Consider the following 22,201-nt stretch of genomic DNA (forward strand, 5'->3'; position numbering starts at 1 on the left):
TTACTAGTCTTTTTTCCAAACCGTTCGATTAACATAATCTGTATAACTAAGGATAATTCTCACAACTTTTTTGGATACATTATCAGTGTCATAGTCCGAAACAGTTTTAAATGGCTGTTTATTTTCAGTATACTGAGAAACCACAAGATTAATGGCATCCAATACATTACTTTTCTTTAAACCGGACATTACAAGCGTGCCTTCATCCATTCCCTCTGGTCGCTCATGTGCTTGTCTTATAGTAATCGCAGGGAAATGCAGAATTGAAGACTCCTCTGTAATTGTGCCGCTATCTGAAATTACACAAAAAGCATTCTGCTGAAGCTTGATATAATCAGCAAATCCTAAAGGTTTCATTAATTCAACTAAACTATTGAAATTAAAATTTCCTCGTTCAATCAATTTTTGCGTTCTCGGATGAGTTGATACGATAATTCTTTTCGAATAAGTCTCAGCGATGGCATTAAGAGAGTCGACTAAATCCCTAACATTCGTCGGAGAATCAATATTCTCTTCACGGTGAGCGCTAACAACAAAATAATCACTTTTAGCGAGCTTTAATCGTGTCAGTACATCACTGTTGATTATTTTATCGGCTTGTCTTTCCAACACTTCTTTCATACTTGAGCCAGTTTTAATAATTGTTTCAGGTCTAATTCCTTCATCAATTAAATATCGGCGTGCATGTTCTGTTAATGTCATATTAATATCGCTTAACTGATCAACAATTTTTCGATTGATTTCCTCAGGCACTCTTTGATCAAAGCAACGATTACCAGCTTCCATATGAAATATAGGTATTTTGTTTCTTTTAGCTGAAATTACTGATAAGCAAGAATTCGTATCGCCATACAGTAGAACAGCATCTGGATTAATTTTCTTAAATAGTTCATCTGTTTTAATAATAACGTTACCAATCGTCTCAGCTGCAGTGTTACCCACAGCTTCAAGAAAAATATCAGGTTTCCGAATCCCCATGCCTGTAAAAAATATTTCATTTAATTCGTAGTCATAATTTTGTCCAGTGTGGACTAGAATGTGCTCTGTATATTTATCCAGCTCTTCAATTACGCAGCTTAGCTTAATAATTTCTGGACGTGTTCCAACAATAGTCATAACCTTCATATTAATAACCCTCACCATATGATTTGGTTTTTAGTTCATTCTGTATATAATCTAGTTTCTTAAGCATATCGACCATATGATCTTTATTTAACCTTTCAGTATTGTGAGAATTGTAGTCTTCTGCTTCTGTAATTATTTTTTCTCCGTCCACAAAAAACTTGCCGTAATTTAAGTCACGATCATCCATTGGAACCATGTAGTATCGACCTAAATCAGATGCTTTTACATTTTCTTCTCGAGTTAGGAGAGTCTCGTATACTTTTTCACCATGGCGTGTTCCAATACAAGTAATGTCGGCGTTAATATCGAATACTTCACGCATAGCCTCTGCCAATACTTCGATTGTGGCAGCCGGGGCTTTTTGTATAAAAAGCTCCCCTCCTTTAGCATGTTCAAAGGCAAACAAAACCAAATCTATTGCATCATCTAGTGACATCATAAATCTTGTCATGTTAGGATCAGTAATTGTTAAAGACTGCCCCGTTTTCAGTTGCTTGGTGAAAAGTGGAATAACTGATCCGCGAGACGCCATTACATTGCCATATCGCGTGACGGAAATAACCGTGTTATGATTTGTTCCCATTCTGGCCTTAGAAACAGCTAACTTCTCCATCATAGCTTTAGACATTCCCATAGCATTTATTGGATATACTGCTTTATCAGTAGAAAGGCATATAACTTTTTTTACTTGATTAGCGATTGCAGCATTTAGAACATTTTCGGTTCCAAGTACGTTTGTTCGAACAGCTTCCAAGGGAAAGAACTCGCAGGAAGGCACCTGCTTTAGGGCTGCTGCGTGAAAAACGTAATCAACGCCGCCCATAGCTGCTGATATGCTTGAATATTCACGAACATCCCCAACATAGAATTTTATTTTCGGATTCTTATATTCATTTCGAAGATCGTCCTGTTTCTTCTCATCACGAGAAAATATACGAATTTCCTTAATATCACTGTTTAAAAACCGTCGTAGGACGGCATTACCAAAAGAACCTGTACCACCAGTAATAAGTAACGTTTTATCTTTAAACATTTTCTCACTCCTAAATTCTAATCTTAATCAGTGTTGAAATTGACTTGAGTCAGTAAAACTTCTTTAATATTCTTTTGGAAGTCATAAAGAGTCCATTGTTTCTAACATATTGTATAATTCTCAGAACTTTATATAAAATCCCACCGGTAGACATGGAGAAAGGAACTGTGGATCGAATTTTCTCTATTGGTATTTCACCACTATTTCGGACAATCTCCATTTCCGCAAGATTTCTTGAATGTTCTTCGGCTGCTAAGTAAGTAGAATGTTTTCTTAGAAATTCTGCTGTTCTTATATAAAAATGATAGGGTGTGCCTTCCATCTCACACATTTCATCATAGCTCACTGTATCCAACATAGATATCCACAATTTCTCGCATTCATTTGTATGTTCCTTATTTGTTTTACCAGTCTGATTCGAATGAACACGTGATTTGAGGTAGATACCAGGACTAAATTTAACTGTAACCCCACGGAACATTCTAAACCATAACTCGTAATCTTGAGTCGTTCTTAAACCAACATCAAACAAACCAACCCGATCGAAATGGCTTTTAGGAATAAGCATGGTACAACCATTGGCAAGACCTCTAAAAACCGGAAAAAGTGAGGCCGATAGCTGAGAATTTCCATATAGCTTAGAGTAATCTATAACATCAATAGTTTTGGATCTATCGTTAATTAATTCAAAGCCACCATAAATTATGGTGTTTATCTTATCGCTACCTTCTAGGCTTTGTATAAATTCAATTTGCCTCGCTACCTTTTCAGGCTTGTACATATCATCATGACTCAGCCAAGAAAAATAATCGCCTGTCATTTCTTTTATTCCTAAGTTTAAAGCTGTCGACACGCCCCCATTAATCTTTGAGAAATAACGAATCCTATCTCCATATGACCTAGCAATAGTCTCGGTTGCACCATCATCTTTTGAGCCATCATTTACAACAATAACCTCAATGTTTGAATATGTCTGTGCCAATGCGCTGTCAATAGCTTCCTTTAAGAAATTTGATCCATTATAAACAGGGATAACGATAGATACTTTTGGGCTGATCATTTATCCACCAACTTTTTATTCTTATAATACATATCTTTCAGCTGGTTAAGTAGTGACAATGGAATCAAACCTACTACAAGCGGTTTAATGACATATAAAAAGCTTCGCGGCATCAATCCAAGTGCGCGAAAACCTTTATATCTTACTATAGCTTCATTAAATTTGTGATGATATTTTCTTCGTTTATACAAAGCTTGATCCTCTTGGACCAAGTATAACATATCTTCAAGATTCGCTCCTTTATTACCATTCGCATATAAACGCATAAACAAATCGTAATCCTCAGTTCGATTCGTTTCTTTTGCAACACGATATCCGCCGACTTCTTCAAGAGCCTTCTTACGAAACATAACCGAAGCGTGGACAAATGGTAATACAAACAGAAAATCTTTGTTTTCAGGGTATTTATTATATTTGCGGTGGCCCCATATTCCAATCTCATTGTATAAATCGGCACTACTTCCGACAAAGTCAAATTCCTTATTATTCTCTAGAAAATCTAACTGAGTTTGAAGTCTATTTACTACGGAACAATCGTCTGCGTCCATAATCGCTATGTACTTTCCTTTGCTTAGAGATATACAACGATTTCGGGCCATGGCCGCTTTCAAGTTTGTTTCATTTCTAATAAGCTTGATTCTTCTATCGCTTTTACAAATAGTCGCAAGCACTTCGTAAGTACCATCAGTAGAACCATCGTCACAAATAATAAATTCAAAATCAGAAAAAGTTTGGGATATAATTGAATGAATTGAACGTTGAAGCACTTTTACATCACTAGTATTAAAAACACTCATAATAACTGAAACCATAGTCACTCTACTTTTCTCCTATACCAGTAATACCCCAAATTTATAATAAGTTAGTATCCTAAACATCCATAGATTCGATTATAGCAAAAACACAGTTAGTAATACTACAAATTACGATTAATCATTTGGAAACCTTCTTCCAAGTATGCTAAAATGAAGTCGAACTTTAGCGAAGAAGGAGACTGTCCTGAATGAGTGCAAGTAAGAATGCCTACGCGGCATCGCGTGCAAAATCAAATGGAACAATAACGACAGAGAAGAGCTCTGTTATTTTTTGGGTGTTAGTGGTACTTACGGGCTTGTTTATGTTTTGGGCACCATTTCAAAGAGCGTTGTTTAATGGTGGAACAATCGATTTCGAACGATCTATCTATTCAGCTTCAGTATGGTCATCTATTATTTTATTGCTCATTGCTATTCTTGCATTTTTTGTTTTTAAACTACAGGAAAAGAAAGATGTCCTCACAATTCTTGTATTTATGATGCCTTTGACCTATATCATATCTTTGTCAAATGCAGCTTCACACTACTTGGCAACAAATATGGTTTACATCCAAATGTTATATGCAACTTTCTTTATTTTGGGTGTATTTCTTACTAGAAATAAGATAGGCACTGTAATTATTGCACGTTTATTCATGATCTCTGGATATTTTATAGTCGTATTCGGACTTCTATATTGGCTAGGCAACGGATCTTTTGCTGGTCATTTAGTTAAATGGTTTGCTTTTATGGATGGAACCAATTCCAATCTTTACCGCGACGCAGTTTTGACTGATGTTAATGGATCGCGCTTAACTTCGGTATTTCAGTATGCTAATACATACGCAGCTTTGCTAATAACTCTAATATTAAGCTCTTTATTTTTTATAATTAAATCCCGTAAATGGTACGTGGTTCTCCCACATGCATTCTTATTAGTTCCCACAATTGTTTCCTTCTGGTTGACATTGTCGCGCGGTGCGATTGTCGTAATCCCTGTAATTGTCCTCATAATGCTATTCTTCTTTAAAATAAGTCGTCAAATCTTAGCTCTGATTCAACTGGTACTAGCTTTTATTACATCTCTCGTGATTTTGCAAAAAGTATCCGATATTGGCATTGGACTACAGAAACAAACTAGTGCTTCAGAATCTTGGCATGGCTGGTCTATTTTACTACTTGCATCAATAGTTTTCACAGTATTGTCTATCACTATTCAAGTCTTTGTTCAACCTTGGTTGGAGCGTATTTTAAATCGATTCGATTCTAAAAAGTATGCAACATTTATTCTTCCAATTGTTACAATTGTTATTGGACTTATTGGGGCTATTCTTATCTTTAGTGATACTGGTGTTAAGAATCTACTTCCGGACAATGTCAGAACACGGATTGAGAATATTAACTTTCAGCAAAACAGCGTGTTGGAACGTGGAACATTTTATAAAGATGCGATTAAGCTGTGGAAAGACTATCCCATTCTTGGTGCTGGTGGCGGAGCTTGGGCTTCTTTATATGAGAAGTATCAAAATAATCCTTATACAAGTCGTCAAGCTCACAACTTCGCTCTTCAATATTTAGTTGAGGCTGGTGCACTTGGATTCTTAGCTTTTATCGGTTTCGTCATTGCTGTTAGCTTTTTCTATATTCGAAGCTATATCAAAAGTTCGCAAGAAAAGCGTGATTTGCACTTTCTATTTTTCATTATCGTAATCTCACTTTTAGCCCACAGCATGATTGACTTCGATTTGAGCTATGTTTACATGGGAGCGATTCTCTTCCTCGCACTTGGTGGGATGCTGAGCAATAGTTCTTCTAGCCCACTCAAGCTAAAATCACATTCAATTTTGATCCATAAGTCGTTCCCTGCTGCTATTGGGATTGCTTCACTTGTGATGTTTTTTATCTCAGCGCAGCTACTATCGGCAAATGGAGACTATAAGCAGACACTGGAAGTCATTAAAACAAGTAAGGATTACAATCAAATTGTGACACCGCTTGATAAAGCGATTTCGTTACATCCTGGACATCCGGATTATTTGTTAACAGGTCAAGTAAGCCGCATTGGTATTCTCCTTCAGGTTTACAATCAAACCCAGAAGGAAAACCCTAACGACTCTACGAAGAGTGAGCCTTTCTTCACACAAGCACAAGACCTGATGGCGCAATTGTTGAAAAAGGAACCCCATAACCGTGCCGTTGCTATGCAACAGTTGAATATGCTTCTTCTGAAAGGTAAACTTCAGGACGCTTATGAATGGGCCAATGCGCAAATTCCGAACTACCCGTGGTACACAGACATGTATGAGAAGAGTATGTCGCTCAGTATTGACCTCGCTAATCAAGCACAAACCAAAGGTGATACGGCTGGGTTCAATTCGATTCTCGATAAAGCTTTAGTTACTTATAACACGGTTTTGACTAAAATCGATTCTCTAAAAAACCTTCCAAAAGATCAGATACAAGGCCGCGAATTCGCAGTTACTCCGACTATGGCATTGAATGTGGGACAAATCAGCTACATGCGCGGCGATTATACAAATGCCGTTGCCCTGATTAAACCACACATGACAGACAATATGGATGACCAAGTCAATCGCGTGTTAATTAGATGGTATTTGGCAGCCATACAGAAACAAGGCTCCAAGGATCAAGCGCTTATGGATAAGCTTATTGCGAAGGATCCTAATGAGAAGCAAAATATTGATGCCATTATGGCAGCTACATTCCCAACGAAATAGAAAAAAAGGTGCCACAGCGATGTGGCGCCTTTTCTATTTCTCGATCCAGTCGCGCCGCAAGGCGAAAAGCTCGCGCAGCTCGCTTGTCGACATCTCCGTGACCCAGTTCTCGCCGCTGCCGACGATTTGGTCACTGAGGCCCTGCTTACGCCCGATCATCTCGTCGATGCGCTCTTCGAGCGTGCCGAGCGTAACAAACTTGTGCACCTGCACGTTGCGCGTTTGCCCGATGCGAAAAGCGCGATCCGTGGCCTGATTCTCCACGGCGGGATTCCACCAGCGGTCGTAGTGGAAGACATGATTCGCCGCTGTGAGGTTCAACCCCGTTCCTCCTGCTTTCAGCGAGAGGATGAAGATGTGGCAGCGCTCCTCTGCAGGGAGCGTCTCGTTCTGGAAGCGCGCGACCATCGCGTCGCGCTTCGCCTTAGACACACCCCCGTGCAAGAACTGCACGGGCTCACTGAGCGCCTGCCCCAGCGCAGCTTGGAGCAGGTGGCCCATCTCGACGAACTGGGTGAAAATGAGGCAGCTGCCTCCTTCACTCCTAAGTTCGTCGATCATTTCAACCAGCCGCTCCAGCTTCGCTGAGCGTGCTCTCCCACCCGCGGCGACGAGTGCGCCGCGCTGTGCTCTTCCATCCGCTTCAGCACTCACTCCTGCATTTGCTCCCGTACCGGTACCCGCTCTTCCCCCCTTACTCCCTTCCGTTCTCGCTTCCGCTCCCCTACTCGCCCTCGCAACCACACCCACACCATCCTTCAAAAACAACCCCGGATGATCACAGATCTGCTTCAATTTCATCAATGCGGTAAGTATCAATCCCTTCTTCTCAATACCACTCATATTTTCCCGTGTCCCTACTTCATTCAAACTGTTCTTCTTCTGATCCCTCCCCATAACCTCAAGCTTCTCCATCAAGTTCTGCACGACGTTCTCGTACAACGCCCCCTGCTCTGGGGTGAGCCTCACGTAAGCTTTTCCCTCATATTTATCTGGTAAATCCAATTGTATGGCGGGATCTTTCTTAACCCGTCTCAACAGGAAAGGTCGAATCAACCGCTGAACGCGAGAGGTCAGTTCCCTCGCACCATCGCCATTTTTCTCAATCGGACCTACATATTGGCGGTTAAAAGCCGTTAGTGTCCCGAGATATCCCGGGTTCACAAAGTCAAAAATCGACCATAACTCAGTCAATCGATTCTCGATCGGTGTTCCCGTCAAAGCGATCCGATGACCTGCCGTGAACTTGCGGATCGCTTGCGATTGCTTTGTATAAGCGTTTTTGATATTTTGAGCCTCGTCTAAGCAAAGCGTGTCCCACGTTACTGCAGTCAATTCTTCTTCATCCAACTGGGCAAGGTTGTAGGAAGTGATCACCAAATCAACCTCCTCCAGCGATGCCGTAAAAGCTTCTCCTTTTGCCCGCTGCGCCCCATAATGAAGGTGTATCTTCAGCGTAGGTGCGAACCGAGCTATCTCTTTCTGCCAGTTTCCAAGCACAGAAGTCGGACAGATGAGCAAGGAAGGTTTTGAGTTCGTTTTATTCTCCTCCCTCACCCGCAACAAATACGCAATAAACTGGATCGTTTTCCCAAGTCCCATATCATCTGCAAGACAGCCCCCTAGCCCGAAACCGCGCAGGAACAACAGCCATGAAACGCCCTGTACCTGATAAGGTCTAAGCTCCGCTTGTAATTCCTCCATCCGCCCCACAAGTGGAATCGACTTCGTCTGATTCAGCTGCTTCATTAAACCACGCAAGTTGCTGTTCAATTCAACACGAATCTTCAATGAATCTTGCTTAGCGTCGCCAACCTCTTCATCCGAAGCATTTTCTTCATCACTCTCTAACAAATGAAGCTCCAACACATCTCGGAAGGAGAGTCCCTTTTTCTTCTCCACCTGCTTCATGGCATCCTTAATTTGTTCCAAATAAGCCGGATCCAACTGCACCCATTTGCCTCGCATATATATCAACCGCTTTTTATCCAAAGCCATTTGCATAAACTCATCTTCAGATAAATCTACGCCCCCCAATGCCACTCGCCAGTCGAACTGCATGATCTGATCCATGCCAAACATCGCTTTACGCGCCTGACCCACGGAACTCTTCAGCTTCGCTTTCAACTGAGGCCGCATCTTCTGAATCTCTTCCCACCACGATGGTAAAAAGACAGAAATACCCGCCGCAACCAGCTGTAAACTGGACTCCGTCAAAAACGTCCACGCCTGATCATCCGACAGCTGCTCCATGATTTTGCCTGGCTGAAATGTGCTTTCAAGCTCTGGCAGAATCCGCAGGAATCGCTTGGCTTGCTCCATCAGCTTATCCCCAATATCATCTCGCCAAGCAGCAGGCACCGCTCCAACTAAAACATTACCCGTGGTACTAAACTCCACGAACCGATTGACATCCGAACGATCCTGCGCAATAAAACGTAATCGCCAATCCGCAGCATTATCCTTCGCTGTGGTTGTACCGTCCACATAGGTTTCCGCATACGGCTCAACAAGCTGCACACAGATCCGATATGGCGCATCGTCTTGTTCCCAACCTATCGCAAATAGCCAGTCCGCCTCCTGCATCCAAGCTGCTTCCGCTTGTATAGCCTCAAATCCAGGATCGTCCACACGCAGTAATCTATGAGCTTGCAACTTGCCTGGCCACGTCTGAGTAAGCTCGAACTCGGTATCCGTGCCCAACAGTTCCTCTACGATGCTGCTGAACCATCCCTGCCACAAACTCGCCGGGAACTCCCCGGAGATTAACTCCGTCAATCTTTGCTGTTGCCCCGCCGGCAGTCGCATCTCCCAACCAGTTTCCCCTTTGAGCCACAGCTCATAAGAAGGTACATACCAGCCAGCTTCGAGTGCTTCTCCCAGAAGAACGGCTCCTTTTTGCAGCACGGTAAACCCATCTTCCCATGATAAGCGGCTATGCAGAAGCACGCCTGGTTCACGTAAATAATCCAAAGCCATGGCCGGGGACAGCACGATCGCGTCGCCATACGCAATACGAGTCACTTCTAACTGCGTACCATAGAATGAACGCTCATGCCATGCAAAAAGCAGCTTTCGCAACAGATGAGCAGGCAGGGCATTCGCTTCCTCGGTTTCTCCATATAACGCAAAACTCCCCGATGGGAGCCTTTGAATTTTCATATACATGGGTGATAAGGTTATCATGGGATTATGTTTCCTTTCCTTAACTCTTCATTGAAAGCACGATATTTCGCGTATTGCTTCACGATTTGCGCCAAGTACACTTCGAAACGAGATGTCAGCTTCAGCTTTTTATACGCAGCCGCCAGCTTCTTTAACAGCTTAACAGCTTGAATATAATCGGGGCGATTTTTACCCTCCATATAAGCCTCTACCCCTTGGTGATATATGGGCAAAAGGTACCGAACATTCGCCTTCTCAACGAGTTTGAGCTGCGCTGAATCGATGTGCATCGTCGAAAGATCCAGGAGCAGACATAGATCAGCCCATGCCTGATACTCGCCATTCGTCACAAGATACTTCGCATAGTACTCATAGCTCTGAGGCAAAAGCGATACCATCACCTCCCTGTGCTCAGCCTCTACGTCCCGATGCGCCCCAGCTAGCCGCCAGAAATCCAGAAAATCATTGACATGCTCATGATCATTCCAAGACATTTTCGGTTTTAGCCACCGTAACCATGCCAACAAGCGATCCCACTGACTTTCAAACACAAATCTCTTCAAATAATCGAACCAATCATCAGGCTCTATTTCAAACATTTCTGTTTCTGCCCGTTCCCAAGCGTTCTCGTCATCACCTTTACAAATATCCAAGTGAATGCAGCTAAGTGTTCCTGCATGATGTGCTCGATCACTCGTATTTGGATCGGAAAGCAGCTGTCTGAGTCTCGCTGTCTCTACCTCCATCATGTCCTTATCTTGAAATAACTGCGACCAAAGCAGTTTATACAATGTAATCCAGTCATACAGATAGGAGCTTGAGCCATGCTCACAAATGTCCGTCAAATATACGGATAATTCCTTCAGATGCTCCCCATACTGCTTGTACGCTCGGTTAACATCCATCTGCTGAAGTGTTGCTTCCAATTGTTCACGGGCATGATTTAAAACACGTTTCACATAATACTTCGCATTCGAATTGTAATCATTAGTGATTGCCTTGGACTCGACTAGCTTATTGCAAAGCTGGATCACATACAGGGCCACCGAAATATCATATACACTTCGAATCGTTGACTCCCATGTATCTGCCAGCTTATTAAGCTCCCGCCAAGCGCGAATGCACACTTCCTCAAGGCTAAACGCATTATATATCTTTGAATTACCGAATTGTTTATGAAAATAAGTCTGCCACATTGCACAGCTATCTGTAGGTTGTGGGAATTTCTCTTCTTGTTTATACAGTTTCGAAATAGGAACTTCCCGTTCGCCTTCCATTTTCTGTGGCGCCTGCTTGTCCCCATTTCTAAATTCTTCAGGATCATAGCCCCCCTGCTTCGCCACCTCAAAAAGCACAGCAGCCATATGCTTACAATAATAACCATACGGACATGAACAATGGCTTCGCGTAAAATTGGTGAGGTCCAAACTGACCTTATAGCTCCGTGATCCACTTGCTCTTGCTTTTATAATCGAGGTGCCTTCCACTTGAATAGCGCCTACAGCACCATCTTTGAAATATTTCCAACCTCTCGTGAGGATAACCTTATCAAATTTCGGACGTATCCGCCCCAACCACGATGACCAATCGATAACTAACTCTTCCATGTCGCTAAATCCCCCGTAATTCAATCCACTTGCATCTATCCATTATATAATCTTTTCTTCCTACAAAAAAACACCCCCCGCAAAGAATCATGGAAGATTCTCCTCGGGAAGTGCTCTTCGATTTACTTGCGCAGCATACCTTGATGCGGATGCGGGTGAGTGCCACAGTACTCATCGGTTTCTGTGCAGGTATACACATGCTCATATACCGGTACACAGTGATGGCGATTTACAATTTGAATCGGATGAATGACTTGAACCTTTTGCGGATGATAGAAATCTCTGATCACTCTTTCTGGATCTGTCATTATCGGGTCAGCAGGTGGACACTGAAATTGTTTACCTTGATTGGGTTGTAAAGCCATGGATGAGTCAACTCCTCTGTTAGTTTGAGATAGTATACGCCTAACCCTAGTCCAGAGAGTGTACCAATGCCTATCTTTTCCATAAATAGGCTATCGCGTATGGGCCAAGCAGGTGAATGTCCAAGCAGAATGAGGGTAGCCAGGCTATGTGGCAGATACCTATGAGTAAACATAAGTAAATTTAGGTTATCGTTCACAGGCTGGAAATTGCGCTGTATAATTAGGAATAGGTTCTTGTCACTCCCAGCATCAACCATTGAAAGTAATGAGGTGATACATAACAAATGGAGGAATTACTTAACAAAATGATGCTCCAGTTGGAAAGAATGGACGCAAAAATTGATCGTATCCAACATACAATGGAATCACATCATCTCGAAAACATCGATTCAAATAACCGACTTCTCAAAGTAATACATTCGATGAATGACCGTTTAGATTTTCAAAGAAATAAGATCACAAAAATCGAGGAAGACATATACTTACTAAAGCAAAAGCATTAGAAATATCTGCATAAGAAGTTGGGCGAATGAGTGACAAAAAGCTAGATATTCTCATCGGAGAAATACAGAAGGTTAATTCTCGGTTAGATCAAAAAGAAAATTTACTTGTACAACTCATCGACATTGTAAAATCAACGAATACTCAGACTGATGACATTAAGACTACCATTCAAACGTTTTGTAGCGAGACGAGTGTTAACTTTAAGAAGTTGGACCGCCGTGTAAAGCTCAATGAATCTGATCTTGACAATACAATGCTTCAAGTCGAAGAATCTCGTACACCTAGAAATTAGAAAGGAAGATTTCAACTTGAGTGAGCAATTACTGATACAAATTCTAGAAGAATTAAAAGAAATTAAAGCGGAACAATCAGAAATGAAATCCATACATAAAGAAATGAATAGCCGCCTGGATTCAATAGAAGCCTTAGTATCTGACATTCCTCTAATTAAACAAGCAGTCCTAGAAACGCGTGATGATGTCAAGCAACTAGAAACAGCCCAAAAAAGTTTAGCATCAGAACACCAAACCTTTGCGCATCACTTTAATGTGTTCGATAAACAACTCGTTGAACACGCAATTGAAATTGACAAGCTAAAACACAGATAACGCCAACTTTGTAGCCCCGCTGGGCTTTTTATTTTCACTCCAAACGGAACATACGTTCTAAATGGAAATCCTCCAGTTATTTTCCCGATTCCAGCTGAAATTTGATGATTAACTGGAAAATAGGTAGGTATTTTTGGAGTTTTCGCCGTTTTTGAGACAAATCCCTGAAATTAACTGCGTGTTTTCCATTTATTCCTACAGAAATCAAAATTAACACGAAATTAGCTGTATGTTATCCCATTATTTCGCAAAAGAAAAAAATCAAAAAAAAGACCCCCGAAGGAGTCTTTTTTCACTACATATGTAGAAGCTCTAAGAGCTTCTTACATCATTCCACCCATACCGCCCATGCCGCCCATATCAGGCATACCTGGTTTGCTTGCTTCTGGCTTATCAGCGATTACCGCTTCAGTAGTCAAGAACATAGCTGCAACAGATGCTGCGTTTTGAAGTGCGGAACGTGTTACTTTCGCAGGGTCAACGATACCAGCTTCGAACATGTTTACCCATTGTCCAGTTGCTGCATTGTAGCCGATGCCTACTTTTTCGTTTTTCAAGCGCTCAACGATAACGGAGCCTTCTTGACCAGCGTTAGCTGCGATTGTGCGAACTGGCTCTTCAAGGGAACGAAGGATGATGTTAACACCCGTTTGCTCATCACCAGTTGCTACTACTTTCGCTACTGCGTTGTATACGTTAACTAGGGCAGTACCACCACCAGAAACGATACCTTCTTCAACTGCTGCACGAGTCGCGTTCAAAGCATCTTCGATGCGAAGTTTGCGCTCTTTCAATTCAGTTTCAGTCGCTGCGCCAACTTTGATAACAGCTACGCCGCCAGAAAGTTTAGCCAAACGCTCTTGTAGTTTTTCTTTATCGAACTCGGAAGTTGTTTCTTCCAATTGGGAACGGATTTGTGTAACGCGAGCTGCGATGTCTTTCGGGTTACCAGCACCATCAACGATGATTGTGTTTTCTTTAGTAACACGGATTTGACGAGCGCTACCTAGTTGATCAGGAGTCGTGGATTTAAGATCCAATCCAAGCTCTTCCGTGATCACTTGGCCGCCTGTAAGAGCAGCGATATCGCCTAGCATAGCTTTACGACGGTCACCGAAACCTGGCGCTTTAACAGCTACGCAAGTGAATGTGCCACGAAGTCTGTTCACAACAAGCGTTGCTTGCGCTTCGCCATCAACGTCTTCAGCGATGATTAGAAGTTGTTTACCGGATTGAACCACTTTTTCAAGAACAGGCAAGATTTCTTGGATGTTCGAGATTTTTTTGTCTGTGATCAAGATGTACGGGTTGTCCAGAACAGCTTCCATTTTATCCGTATCTGTGATCATGTATGGGGATGTGTACCCACGGTCGAATTGCATACCTTCTACAACCTCAAGCTCCGTCAAGAAGCCTTTGGATTCTTCAACTGTGATAACACCGTCTTTACCTACTTTTTCCATAGCTTCAGCGATCAATTCGCCTACTTCATCGTCAGCAGCAGAGATTGCCGCAACTTGTGCAATGGATTGTTTGCCTTCGATCGGCTTAGCAATAACTTGAAGCTCTTCGATAGCGGCTTTAACAGCTTTCTCGATACCTTTGCGGATAACCATTGGGTTAGCGCCTGCAGTAACGTTTTTCAGACCTTCACGGATCATCGCTTGCGCTAGAACCGTTGCAGTTGTTGTACCGTCACCGGCAACATCGTTTGTTTTGGTAGCAACTTCTTTAACAAGTTGAGCTCCCATGTTTTCGAAAGCATCTTCAAGCTCGATTTCTTTCGCGATAGTAACACCGTCATTTGTGATCAACGGGCTGCCAAATTTTTTCTCAAGTACAACGTTACGGCCTTTTGGACCTAGAGTTACTTTAACGGCATTCGCCAAAGCATCAACCCCGCGAAGCATCGCGCGGCGTGCATCTTCACTGAACTTAATTTCTTTTGCCACGATAGGAAACCTCCTCTAATTAAAAAACCTAAAGATTCATTGTTCAAAAAACGTCTTGCCGATCTATATGCTGCTCTAACTTAGGCTAATACAGCGAGGATGTCGCTTTCGCGCAAGATCAACAGTTCGCGGCCTTCGTATTTCACTTCAGTTCCAGCGTATTTGGAGAAAATGATGCGGTCGCCTTCGCTTACTTCAAGCGGAACGCGTACGCCATCTTTCAACGCGCCAGCGCCAACGGCTACAACTTTACCTTCTTGTGGTTTTTCTTTAGCTGTATCTGGCAGCACGATGCCACTTGCTGTAGTCTCCTCTTTCGCAACGGCTTCAATGATTACTCGATCACCTAACGGTCTGATCATGGAAAAATAGCCTCCTTTAGAAAATTGGTCTTAGTTAAATTTCATTTATTAGCACTCGAATGTGTTTAGTGCTAACAACACCTCTTATGATACTCATTCCGGGAGTAATTTGCAAGTCCTTTTACACATTTTTCATTCTTGAGGACACCCCCCTCATTCTATCCAAATGGCAACCAAATATTCCCTTTACGAATAAAAAAAAGCCTACCCGGCAGGTAGACAATTTTCATGGTTTCTTTCTTATTTAGGACCGAACTCCAGTTCCCAGGCCGCATCTTTAGCAAGCTGCTTGCGATAAATGAAACCGGACATAAACACACTGAACTCATACAAAATAATGAGCGGAACTGAAACTAAGATGGCCGAAATGGCATCTGGAGGGGTAATAACCGTAGCCAGTACCACCATGAGCATGTAGGCGTATCTTCTAAACTTATGCAGACGCTTCGGATTCAACAGCTTAATTTTCGTCAGGAACATCACGACAATCGGCATTTCGAAAACACAGGCCAACGGAAGAATGATGTTGAACATGAACGTAAAGTACTGCGCAGCACCATACATTTCATTGATTTCAAGGCTCTTACTAATTGAAGAAGTAAAGTAAAAGGCCATCGGAAACACAACCCAATATCCGAAGGAGAGTCCGATCAAAAATAGTAAAAACGCATAAGGTACATAAACGAGCGAAGCTTTCTGCTCCGTTTCACGCAAGCCTGGCTTCACGAAGGCCCATATATGATACAGAATAACAGGCAATGTGATTAGAATCCCAACCGCTAAACCGAAATTCATATACAAGCGCAGGGCATCCCAAGGCGAGAATACGTTCCAACCGATATCTCTGGCTGGCGGGATACTTTTGAGGTACCGAATAATCGGTTTCGCTGCAACAAGTCCGCCTACCATGCCGACGACCAGTACAACTAATATCCACATAATTCGCTTACGCAGCTCACCAAGGTGCTCTACGAGCGACATTTCATCATTTAACATGCTTCCACCTACCTAATCTAGTGCCAACAACCTGCTAGGTTGAACCACTTCTTATGCTAAAATGCTTAAAATGTACCGCTAGTCCGGTAACCGCCGGACATTGCTAGTGCTGCCTGGCTGCTGCGCCTGCGCCGGGGTAGGTGCCGAGGCTTGTGCAGGAGCGGAGGCCAACACATCCGCTGCGGATGGTATGCTCTCAGCCGTTACTGGCGAGCCTGTGACGAGAATAGCCTTCGAAGACTTGTTTGTGACGAAGGCCACCGCAGGCTTCTCCGTGGACATACGTAAAGCATCTTCAGCCCGGTCTGATGCGTCTCTCTCCGTAACCTGTACAGGATTCGACGTAAGGGGCGCTATCGACTCGTCTGCAACCACCTCGTCCTGTGCAGGATTCCCTGCCACCACGACAGGTGAAACCGGATCAGGCACGAGTGGAGCGCTTGTTGCTTGTGATACTTGCGGCGGTTTCGGCTCATCTTTCATCAACTCATTCGCGGCTTGCTTGAAATCCCTCAGCGTTTTGCCCAGCATGCGCCCGATTTCCGGGAGCTTTTGCGGTCCGAAGAGCACAAGGGCAACGACTGCGATCAATAAAAGCTCGCTAAATCCTATATTTTGAAACATACCTTCATCTCCAATACCCTAACACTGATAGAATCCGCCGTAGCCCATCTCCGTGATGTCGCTGCGCACGATTTCCTCGCCTGCGCAGATGCGCGGCAGCAGCACGTCAAAAGACGTGTACGGGTCGTGCATCACGCAACCCGGCAAGCCCATGATCGGCAGATCGCCTAGATAGGCGATCATCAGCATCGAGCCCGGCAGCATCGGCGTGCCGTAGCTGACCACGCGGGCGCCGGCCGCCTTGATCGCACCTGGCGTGCGATCATCCGGGTCCACGGACATGCCGCCCGTGACCAACACCAGATCCACGCCTAGCGCGACAAGCGCGTGGATCTCACCAACAATCGCTTCGCTGTCATCGAGCGCGAAGCGGTGCTCTACAACCTGGGAGCCGAGCTGCGCGACCTTCTCTTTCACAACGGGGCCGAATTTATCCGTGATTCGGCCCTTGAAGACCTCGCTGCCCGTCGTGATCACGCCGACGCGCAGCGCCCGAAATGGCTTCACCTCAAGCAACGTGAAGCCCTCTGCCCGGCGAGCCGCGGCAAGCCGCTCGACCTCTTCAACCTTCGCTTCGTCGACAATCAGCGGGATCACCCGCGTCCCGACCAGCGAAGCGCCGGCTTGAACGACCGTGTTGCTGCGAATCGTCGACAACACGACTTCATCGATGGCGTTCACGCTGTCCACGAACGCCTTTTCGATCTTAACCAAACCGTGAATCTCCGATTTCACGTTCACTTTCCCCTCATGCGGCTCCGTGAGCCTGAGGTCCAAACTCGTCCCTGCCATGGCCCGCGCCATGCGCAGGGCAGCCTCATCCTCATGGAGATAGCCAGGCTGCAGCTCCATCACATAAATATGTTCCTTGCCGATGCTCAGCAAGGCAGGAATGTCTGCTTCTGTCACCTGATGGCCTTTACGAAACAAACGCCCCTTGAACTCGCCCGGCAAGATCTGCGTAAGGTCATGCGGCAGAATCATGCCGATCGCATCCTCCACTTTGACCTCACGCAGCATGGAAGTGTTGGTATCCTTCACCCGTGATCGCCTTCTTTACCCGTCAGAATTCCTAGAGCATGCGGCAATTGGTCAATAATCGCCATCAAGTTCTCTTGTACACCCTTCGGACTGCCTGGCAGATTAATAATCAGCGTACGTCCGCGAATCCCAGAAACCGCTCTGGACAGCATCGCTTTCTTCGTTTTCTGCATCGAGATCATCCGCATCGCTTCCGCAAAGCCTGGCGCAACACGATCGATGACATTCAACGTCGCTTCCGGTGTTACATCCCTTGGAGCTAGGCCTGTTCCGCCCGTTGTTAGAATCAAATCAGCTTGATAATAATCCGTCATTTCTATTAAGGAAGCCATAATTTCGTCCATCTCGTCCGGCACAACCCGATACTCGATGATTTCGCCTTGAATCTCTTCTTCAATCAGCTCGCGGATTACCTGAGCGCTAGTGTCTTCTCGTTCTCCTCGGTAACCGCGGTCACTGGCTGTCAAAATCGCAACTTTCCAGTGCATCCTTCGTCACCTCTCCCTTGTTCACTGAATGAGATAACCCCACTAACCTGCGTGATTGTCAGAAATTTACTGCTACTATCACGCTTTAATTCTCTTGCCTGTGAAAATCCCCGTTTTTCCCGCCTGTTTTCATGACAAGCAGCGTCGAGTTAATGATCATGTCTTTCTCTACCGCTTTGCACATGTCATACACGGTTAATGCCGCGGCTGACACAGCGGTCAAAGCTTCCATTTCTACCCCTGTCGGACCCGTTGTTCGTACAGTTGCTTCTATGTATAGTTCATTGATGCCGTTATTCGCAAACTGAATATCAACCCCAGTGAGTGCAATCGGATGACACATGGGAATCCAGTCAGACGTTTTTTTGGCGGCCATAATGCCAGCCACTTGCGCTACGGCGAGAACGTCGCCTTTTTTCATTTTACCCTGCACAATGAGCTCTAGGGTCTCAGCCTTCATTAATAAGGTGGAACGCGCAGTAGCCGTACGTTTCGTTTCCGCTTTCTCCGAAATGTCGACCATGCGAGCTCTACCTTGTTCATTAAAATGTGTCAACGGTGAAGATTCGGACACGACAATCACCTCAAGATCAACTTTCTGTTTTGAACACCATCTTGCTTTCCGTTACGATCCCATCCACACGGAAATCGTGCCAGGAGGAAGGTACTGCCGGAATCAATTGCTTATCAAATGCAGCCGCAACGGCAAAAGGTCTTTTCAGACCACGCGCAGCGAATAATTGCATAAAGCGGTCATAGAAGCCGCCGCCGTAACCCAGACGTCCGAAATCCATGTCAAAAGCCAGACCTGGCACGACGATCATAGAAAGGGTTCCTAAGTCATGCTCAATTGGCACGTCATTACGCGGCTCTCGGATGCCGTAAGCACCGCTTTCGAGGTCTTCGTAACGGCTTATAATATGCAAATTCATCGTCTTCGTATCTGCCACTACCTTCGGTATCAGCACACGAATTCCCTGCTGCCAGCACCATTCCATGAAGGGGGCAACATCGGGCTCTGATCGAAAAGGCATATAGCTCATAATGGTCGGCTGTGAACCGGTCCTGACTTGACCATTTTCAAACAGCTTATCTGTACATAGCTTTACCATTCTCTGATGGATGAGCAGTTCCTTCTCTTCGCGTGTCTCCGAAACGATCGAAGCACGTCGTATTTCCATTTCCTTGCGTAATTCTATTTTCCGCTCTCGGATGTTCATCATAAGCTACAGCCCTTCCTAGCGAGGAGTGGTTTCCCCCATTTTAACATAAATAAAGTAAAAAACTATACTCGTGCCCGCGAAGCTCTAGAATGCGCGATATTTCAAGCCTTTTCACACTATATTTCTCATTCTCTTCGGGTTCTTCGACATCCTTCTTTTCCTAAATTAAGCAGGCGTTGCTCACTTACTTCGTGTATACTAATGATTTGATGGGATTGAATGTGGGCCTAAGGGTCAACTTAAATATGTTCTTACATGACTATGCAGCGAAAACGCAGGAGGTAGCAGCAACATGCTATTACAAGTTTCTAATATTTCCAAAAGCTATGGAGTACGCGCTGTACTCTCCAATATAACGCTTCAGATTGAAAACCGTGAACGCATCGGGCTAGTCGGCGTCAATGGTGCCGGAAAGTCTACGCTTCTGCAAATCATCGCGGGTGAAATGTCATATGACAGCGGCGATCTGTTCAAGGCGAAAGAAACAAAAATCGGCTATTTGAAGCAAAACAGCGGTCTGAATACGAACAAATCGATTTGGAATGAGCTGCTCAGTGTGTTCAGTTCCTTGCTTGAAACAGAACGCGAACTGCGTGAACTAGAAGCGCTTATGGCAGACCCTGATCTCATTTCCGATGAGAAAAAGTACGAAACCACCATGAACCGGTATGCGCTGCGCTCCGAATGGTTCCGAGAGCATGGCGGCTATGAAATTGAGGCCAAGATCCGCGGTATTTTGCACGGCATGGGCTTCGGTCAGTTTGCACCTGAAACGTTGGTAAGCACCCTGAGCGGTGGTCAGAAAACGAGATTGGCTTTGGCTAAAATGCTCCTGGAGGAGCCTGATCTGTTGATGCTCGATGAGCCTACCAACCATCTGGATATCGCCACATTAACTTGGCTCGAGGGTTATCTCCGCGGCTACCCAGGCGCCATTCTCGTCGTTTCTCATGACCGGTACTTCCTCGATGCCTTAGTAACGTCGATTTATGAGATTGAACGGCATGCGTCCAAACGATATACGGGTAATTATTCCCGTTTTATTGAAATTAAAGAAGCGAATTATGAAATTGAGATGAAACAGTTCGAGAAACAGCAAGAAGAGATCTCCAAACTGGAGGATTTCGTGCAGCGCAACATCGTGCGTGCTTCAACAACGAAGAGAGCGCAGTCGCGCCGTAAGCAATTGGAGAAAATGGACCGCTTAGATAAACCAATGGGCGATTTGAAGCGCGCTTCCTTCTCCTTCGAAATCGAGCAAACCTCAGGTAAAGAAGTCCTGGCGGTAGATCGGATATCGATTTCCTATGACGGCGTGAATCGTCTCCTCGACGGCGTCTCCTTCCAGCTTCGTCGTTCCGAAACAGCGGCTCTAATTGGACCTAATGGGGTCGGGAAATCAACCTTGCTCAAGACGTTAATTGGCGCGCACAAACAGGACGCTGGTACGTTCAAATGGGGAGCCGGTGTCACGATTGGTTACTACGACCAAGAACAGACTGGCCTCACCCCGTCCAACAACGTGCTAGAGGAAGTGTGGAACACGTACCCTCATTTAGAGGAAGCGCGTATTCGTACCGTGCTGGGCAGCTTTCTTTTTAGCGGCGAGGACGTATTTAAGAAAATCGCTGCATTAAGCGGCGGTGAAAAAGCCCGTGTCGCCTTAGCTAAGCTTATGCTGCAGAAGGCTAACGTTTTAATTCTCGATGAGCCTACCAACCATTTGGACTTATATAGTAAGGAAGTGCTGGAATCCGCGTTGATGGACTATGAGGGTACCCTCTTATTCATTTCCCATGACCGATACTTTCTCAATAAAATGGCGGAGAGCATGCTCGATTTGCAAAAGGATGGCTTAACCAGCTATCTGGGCAACTATGATGACTACGTGGAGAAAAAAGCAGAACTGGCCGAAATGGAAGCCAAGCGTTTAGCCAAGGAAGCTGAGAAGAAAGCAGCTGGCAGTTCAACTTCAGGTAGTGGCAGCAAGGGGGTAGTCCCTTCTACTGTGAAAAGCGATCCTGCCAGCGGTGGCAGCTATGAGGCGGACAAGTTAGCTAAGCGTGAGGAGCGCAGTCGTCAACGGAAACTGGAGCAGCTTGAGTTGGATATTGCACGGCTTGAAGAAGAAGTGACGGCTCTCGAGGCTGAACTCGCAGATCCGGCTGTGTATAACGACTATGTGCTTGTTCAGGAAAAAACGGCTGAGGTTGATCGTCGGAAGAGCTCACTTGCAGCTTGTTATGAGGAATGGGAAGTCTTATTGGCCTAAAATAGTTGATGGATGGGGTCCACGTCAGATGACGTGGGCTTTTTTGTTGCATGGGTCGTTGGGGTATTGGGATGGATTGTGGACAACTTCACAAAAAGTTCAAAGATACCCACAGAAACAACTTTGATTTTATCCACCTATGTTGACAAACCTGTTGAAAGGCTCATTTTAGGATGAGTACAGTCCTCTTATACACACTTAAATAATGACGAATTGTTCCGATAATTTAAACGGCTGCTTATTA

19 protein-coding genes are annotated in these 22,201 nt (G+C 44.5%); 4 read left to right on the top strand and 15 right to left on the bottom strand.

Annotation, left to right across the window (positions count from 1 at the left end; all coding sequences use genetic code 11):
- Nucleotides 1-3: 3 nt before the first annotated feature.
- From wecB to A8709_RS29165, 4 genes are read right to left on the bottom strand one after another with little or no spacing between them, the layout of a single operon-like run.
- Complete coding sequence (wecB, locus tag A8709_RS29150; protein ID WP_065857879.1) at nucleotides 4-1,125, bottom strand: non-hydrolyzing UDP-N-acetylglucosamine 2-epimerase; 1,122 nt, start codon at nucleotides 1,123-1,125, stop codon at nucleotides 4-6.
- A gap of 1 nt (nucleotide 1,126) precedes the next feature.
- Nucleotides 1,127-2,158: a polysaccharide biosynthesis protein gene (locus A8709_RS29155; RefSeq protein WP_065857881.1), complete on the bottom strand. Its 1,032-nt coding sequence runs from the start codon at nucleotides 2,156-2,158 to the stop codon at nucleotides 1,127-1,129.
- A 49-nt stretch (nucleotides 2,159-2,207) separates the two neighbouring features.
- Nucleotides 2,208-3,218: a glycosyltransferase family 2 protein gene (locus tag A8709_RS29160; RefSeq protein ID WP_065857883.1), complete on the bottom strand. Its 1,011-nt coding sequence runs from the start codon at nucleotides 3,216-3,218 to the stop codon at nucleotides 2,208-2,210.
- Nucleotides 3,215-4,030: a glycosyltransferase family 2 protein gene (locus A8709_RS29165; protein ID WP_065858717.1), complete on the bottom strand. Its 816-nt coding sequence runs from the start codon at nucleotides 4,028-4,030 to the stop codon at nucleotides 3,215-3,217. The genes A8709_RS29160 and A8709_RS29165 overlap by 4 nt, the downstream gene beginning before the upstream one ends.
- Nucleotides 4,031-4,221: 191 nt before the next feature.
- Here A8709_RS29165 and A8709_RS29170 point away from each other — a divergent pair, with 191 nt between their 5' ends.
- Nucleotides 4,222-6,750 (top strand): O-antigen ligase family protein, encoded by a 2,529-nt coding sequence (locus A8709_RS29170; RefSeq protein ID WP_084225597.1) that lies wholly within the window; start codon nucleotides 4,222-4,224, stop codon nucleotides 6,748-6,750.
- A gap of 33 nt (nucleotides 6,751-6,783) precedes the next feature.
- Here A8709_RS29170 and A8709_RS29175 read toward each other — a convergent pair whose 3' ends face one another.
- The 3 genes from A8709_RS29175 to A8709_RS29185 all read right to left on the bottom strand — a co-directional run bounded on the left by A8709_RS29175 (nucleotide 6,784) and on the right by A8709_RS29185 (nucleotide 11,887).
- Complete coding sequence (locus A8709_RS29175) at nucleotides 6,784-9,918, bottom strand: DEAD/DEAH box helicase (protein WP_167357203.1); 3,135 nt, start codon at nucleotides 9,916-9,918, stop codon at nucleotides 6,784-6,786.
- 14 nt (nucleotides 9,919-9,932) lie between these two features.
- Entirely contained in the window at nucleotides 9,933-11,522 is a 1,590-nt protein-coding gene (locus tag A8709_RS29180; RefSeq protein WP_065857887.1) for an SWIM zinc finger family protein, read from the bottom strand.
- A 122-nt stretch (nucleotides 11,523-11,644) separates the two neighbouring features.
- Nucleotides 11,645-11,887 (bottom strand): hypothetical protein, encoded by a 243-nt coding sequence (locus tag A8709_RS29185; protein WP_065857889.1) that lies wholly within the window; start codon nucleotides 11,885-11,887, stop codon nucleotides 11,645-11,647.
- Nucleotides 11,888-12,416: 529 nt separating this feature from the next.
- Here A8709_RS29185 and A8709_RS29195 point away from each other — a divergent pair.
- Together A8709_RS29195 and A8709_RS29200 are read left to right on the top strand one after the other, a co-directional pair.
- The gene (locus tag A8709_RS29195; protein WP_065857892.1) at nucleotides 12,417-12,683 is read left to right on the top strand and encodes a hypothetical protein; all 267 of its coding nucleotides are present in this window, start codon (nucleotides 12,417-12,419) and stop codon (nucleotides 12,681-12,683) included.
- A 16-nt stretch (nucleotides 12,684-12,699) separates the two neighbouring features.
- Nucleotides 12,700-12,999, top strand: a complete 300-nt coding sequence (locus tag A8709_RS29200) for a hypothetical protein (protein WP_065857894.1) — start codon at nucleotides 12,700-12,702, stop codon at nucleotides 12,997-12,999.
- A gap of 323 nt (nucleotides 13,000-13,322) precedes the next feature.
- Here the strand turns inward: A8709_RS29200 and groL are convergent, their stop codons facing one another.
- From groL to A8709_RS29240, 8 genes are all read right to left on the bottom strand, one after another.
- Complete coding sequence (gene groL, locus A8709_RS29205) at nucleotides 13,323-14,951, bottom strand: chaperonin GroEL (protein WP_065857896.1); 1,629 nt, start codon at nucleotides 14,949-14,951, stop codon at nucleotides 13,323-13,325.
- An 80-nt stretch (nucleotides 14,952-15,031) separates the two neighbouring features.
- Nucleotides 15,032-15,313, bottom strand: coding sequence for a co-chaperone GroES (groES, locus tag A8709_RS29210; protein WP_028553854.1), 282 nt, complete (start codon nucleotides 15,311-15,313; stop codon nucleotides 15,032-15,034).
- Between the two features lie 240 nt (nucleotides 15,314-15,553).
- Entirely contained in the window at nucleotides 15,554-16,309 is a 756-nt protein-coding gene (tatC, locus tag A8709_RS29215; RefSeq protein ID WP_065857898.1) for a twin-arginine translocase subunit TatC, read from the bottom strand.
- A 78-nt stretch (nucleotides 16,310-16,387) separates the two neighbouring features.
- Nucleotides 16,388-16,933 carry a twin-arginine translocase TatA/TatE family subunit gene (locus A8709_RS35540; RefSeq protein ID WP_065857900.1) on the bottom strand — a complete coding sequence of 182 codons (546 nt, stop codon included), beginning with the start codon at nucleotides 16,931-16,933 and terminating at the stop codon, nucleotides 16,388-16,390.
- Between the two features lie 18 nt (nucleotides 16,934-16,951).
- Nucleotides 16,952-17,953 (bottom strand): molybdopterin-binding protein, encoded by a 1,002-nt coding sequence (locus A8709_RS29225; RefSeq protein WP_065858721.1) that lies wholly within the window; start codon nucleotides 17,951-17,953, stop codon nucleotides 16,952-16,954.
- A 17-nt stretch (nucleotides 17,954-17,970) separates the two neighbouring features.
- Nucleotides 17,971-18,462, bottom strand: coding sequence for a MogA/MoaB family molybdenum cofactor biosynthesis protein (locus A8709_RS29230; protein ID WP_056608535.1), 492 nt, complete (start codon nucleotides 18,460-18,462; stop codon nucleotides 17,971-17,973).
- An 85-nt stretch (nucleotides 18,463-18,547) separates the two neighbouring features.
- On the bottom strand, nucleotides 18,548-19,036 hold the full coding sequence (moaC, locus tag A8709_RS29235) for a cyclic pyranopterin monophosphate synthase MoaC (RefSeq protein WP_084225599.1): 489 nt from the start codon (nucleotides 19,034-19,036) through the stop codon (nucleotides 18,548-18,550).
- A gap of 16 nt (nucleotides 19,037-19,052) precedes the next feature.
- Nucleotides 19,053-19,685, bottom strand: coding sequence for a 5-formyltetrahydrofolate cyclo-ligase (locus A8709_RS29240; RefSeq protein WP_084225601.1), 633 nt, complete (start codon nucleotides 19,683-19,685; stop codon nucleotides 19,053-19,055).
- Nucleotides 19,686-19,977: 292 nt separating this feature from the next.
- Between A8709_RS29240 and A8709_RS29245 the strand changes: the two genes are divergently transcribed.
- Nucleotides 19,978-21,957: an ABC-F family ATP-binding cassette domain-containing protein gene (locus A8709_RS29245; protein ID WP_065857904.1), complete on the top strand. Its 1,980-nt coding sequence runs from the start codon at nucleotides 19,978-19,980 to the stop codon at nucleotides 21,955-21,957.
- The last annotated feature ends 244 nt before the right edge of the window (nucleotides 21,958-22,201 follow it).

It is taken from the genome of Paenibacillus pectinilyticus (assembly GCF_001700435.1).
GTDB classification, from domain to species: domain Bacteria; phylum Bacillota; class Bacilli; order Paenibacillales; family NBRC-103111; genus Paenibacillus_E; species Paenibacillus_E pectinilyticus.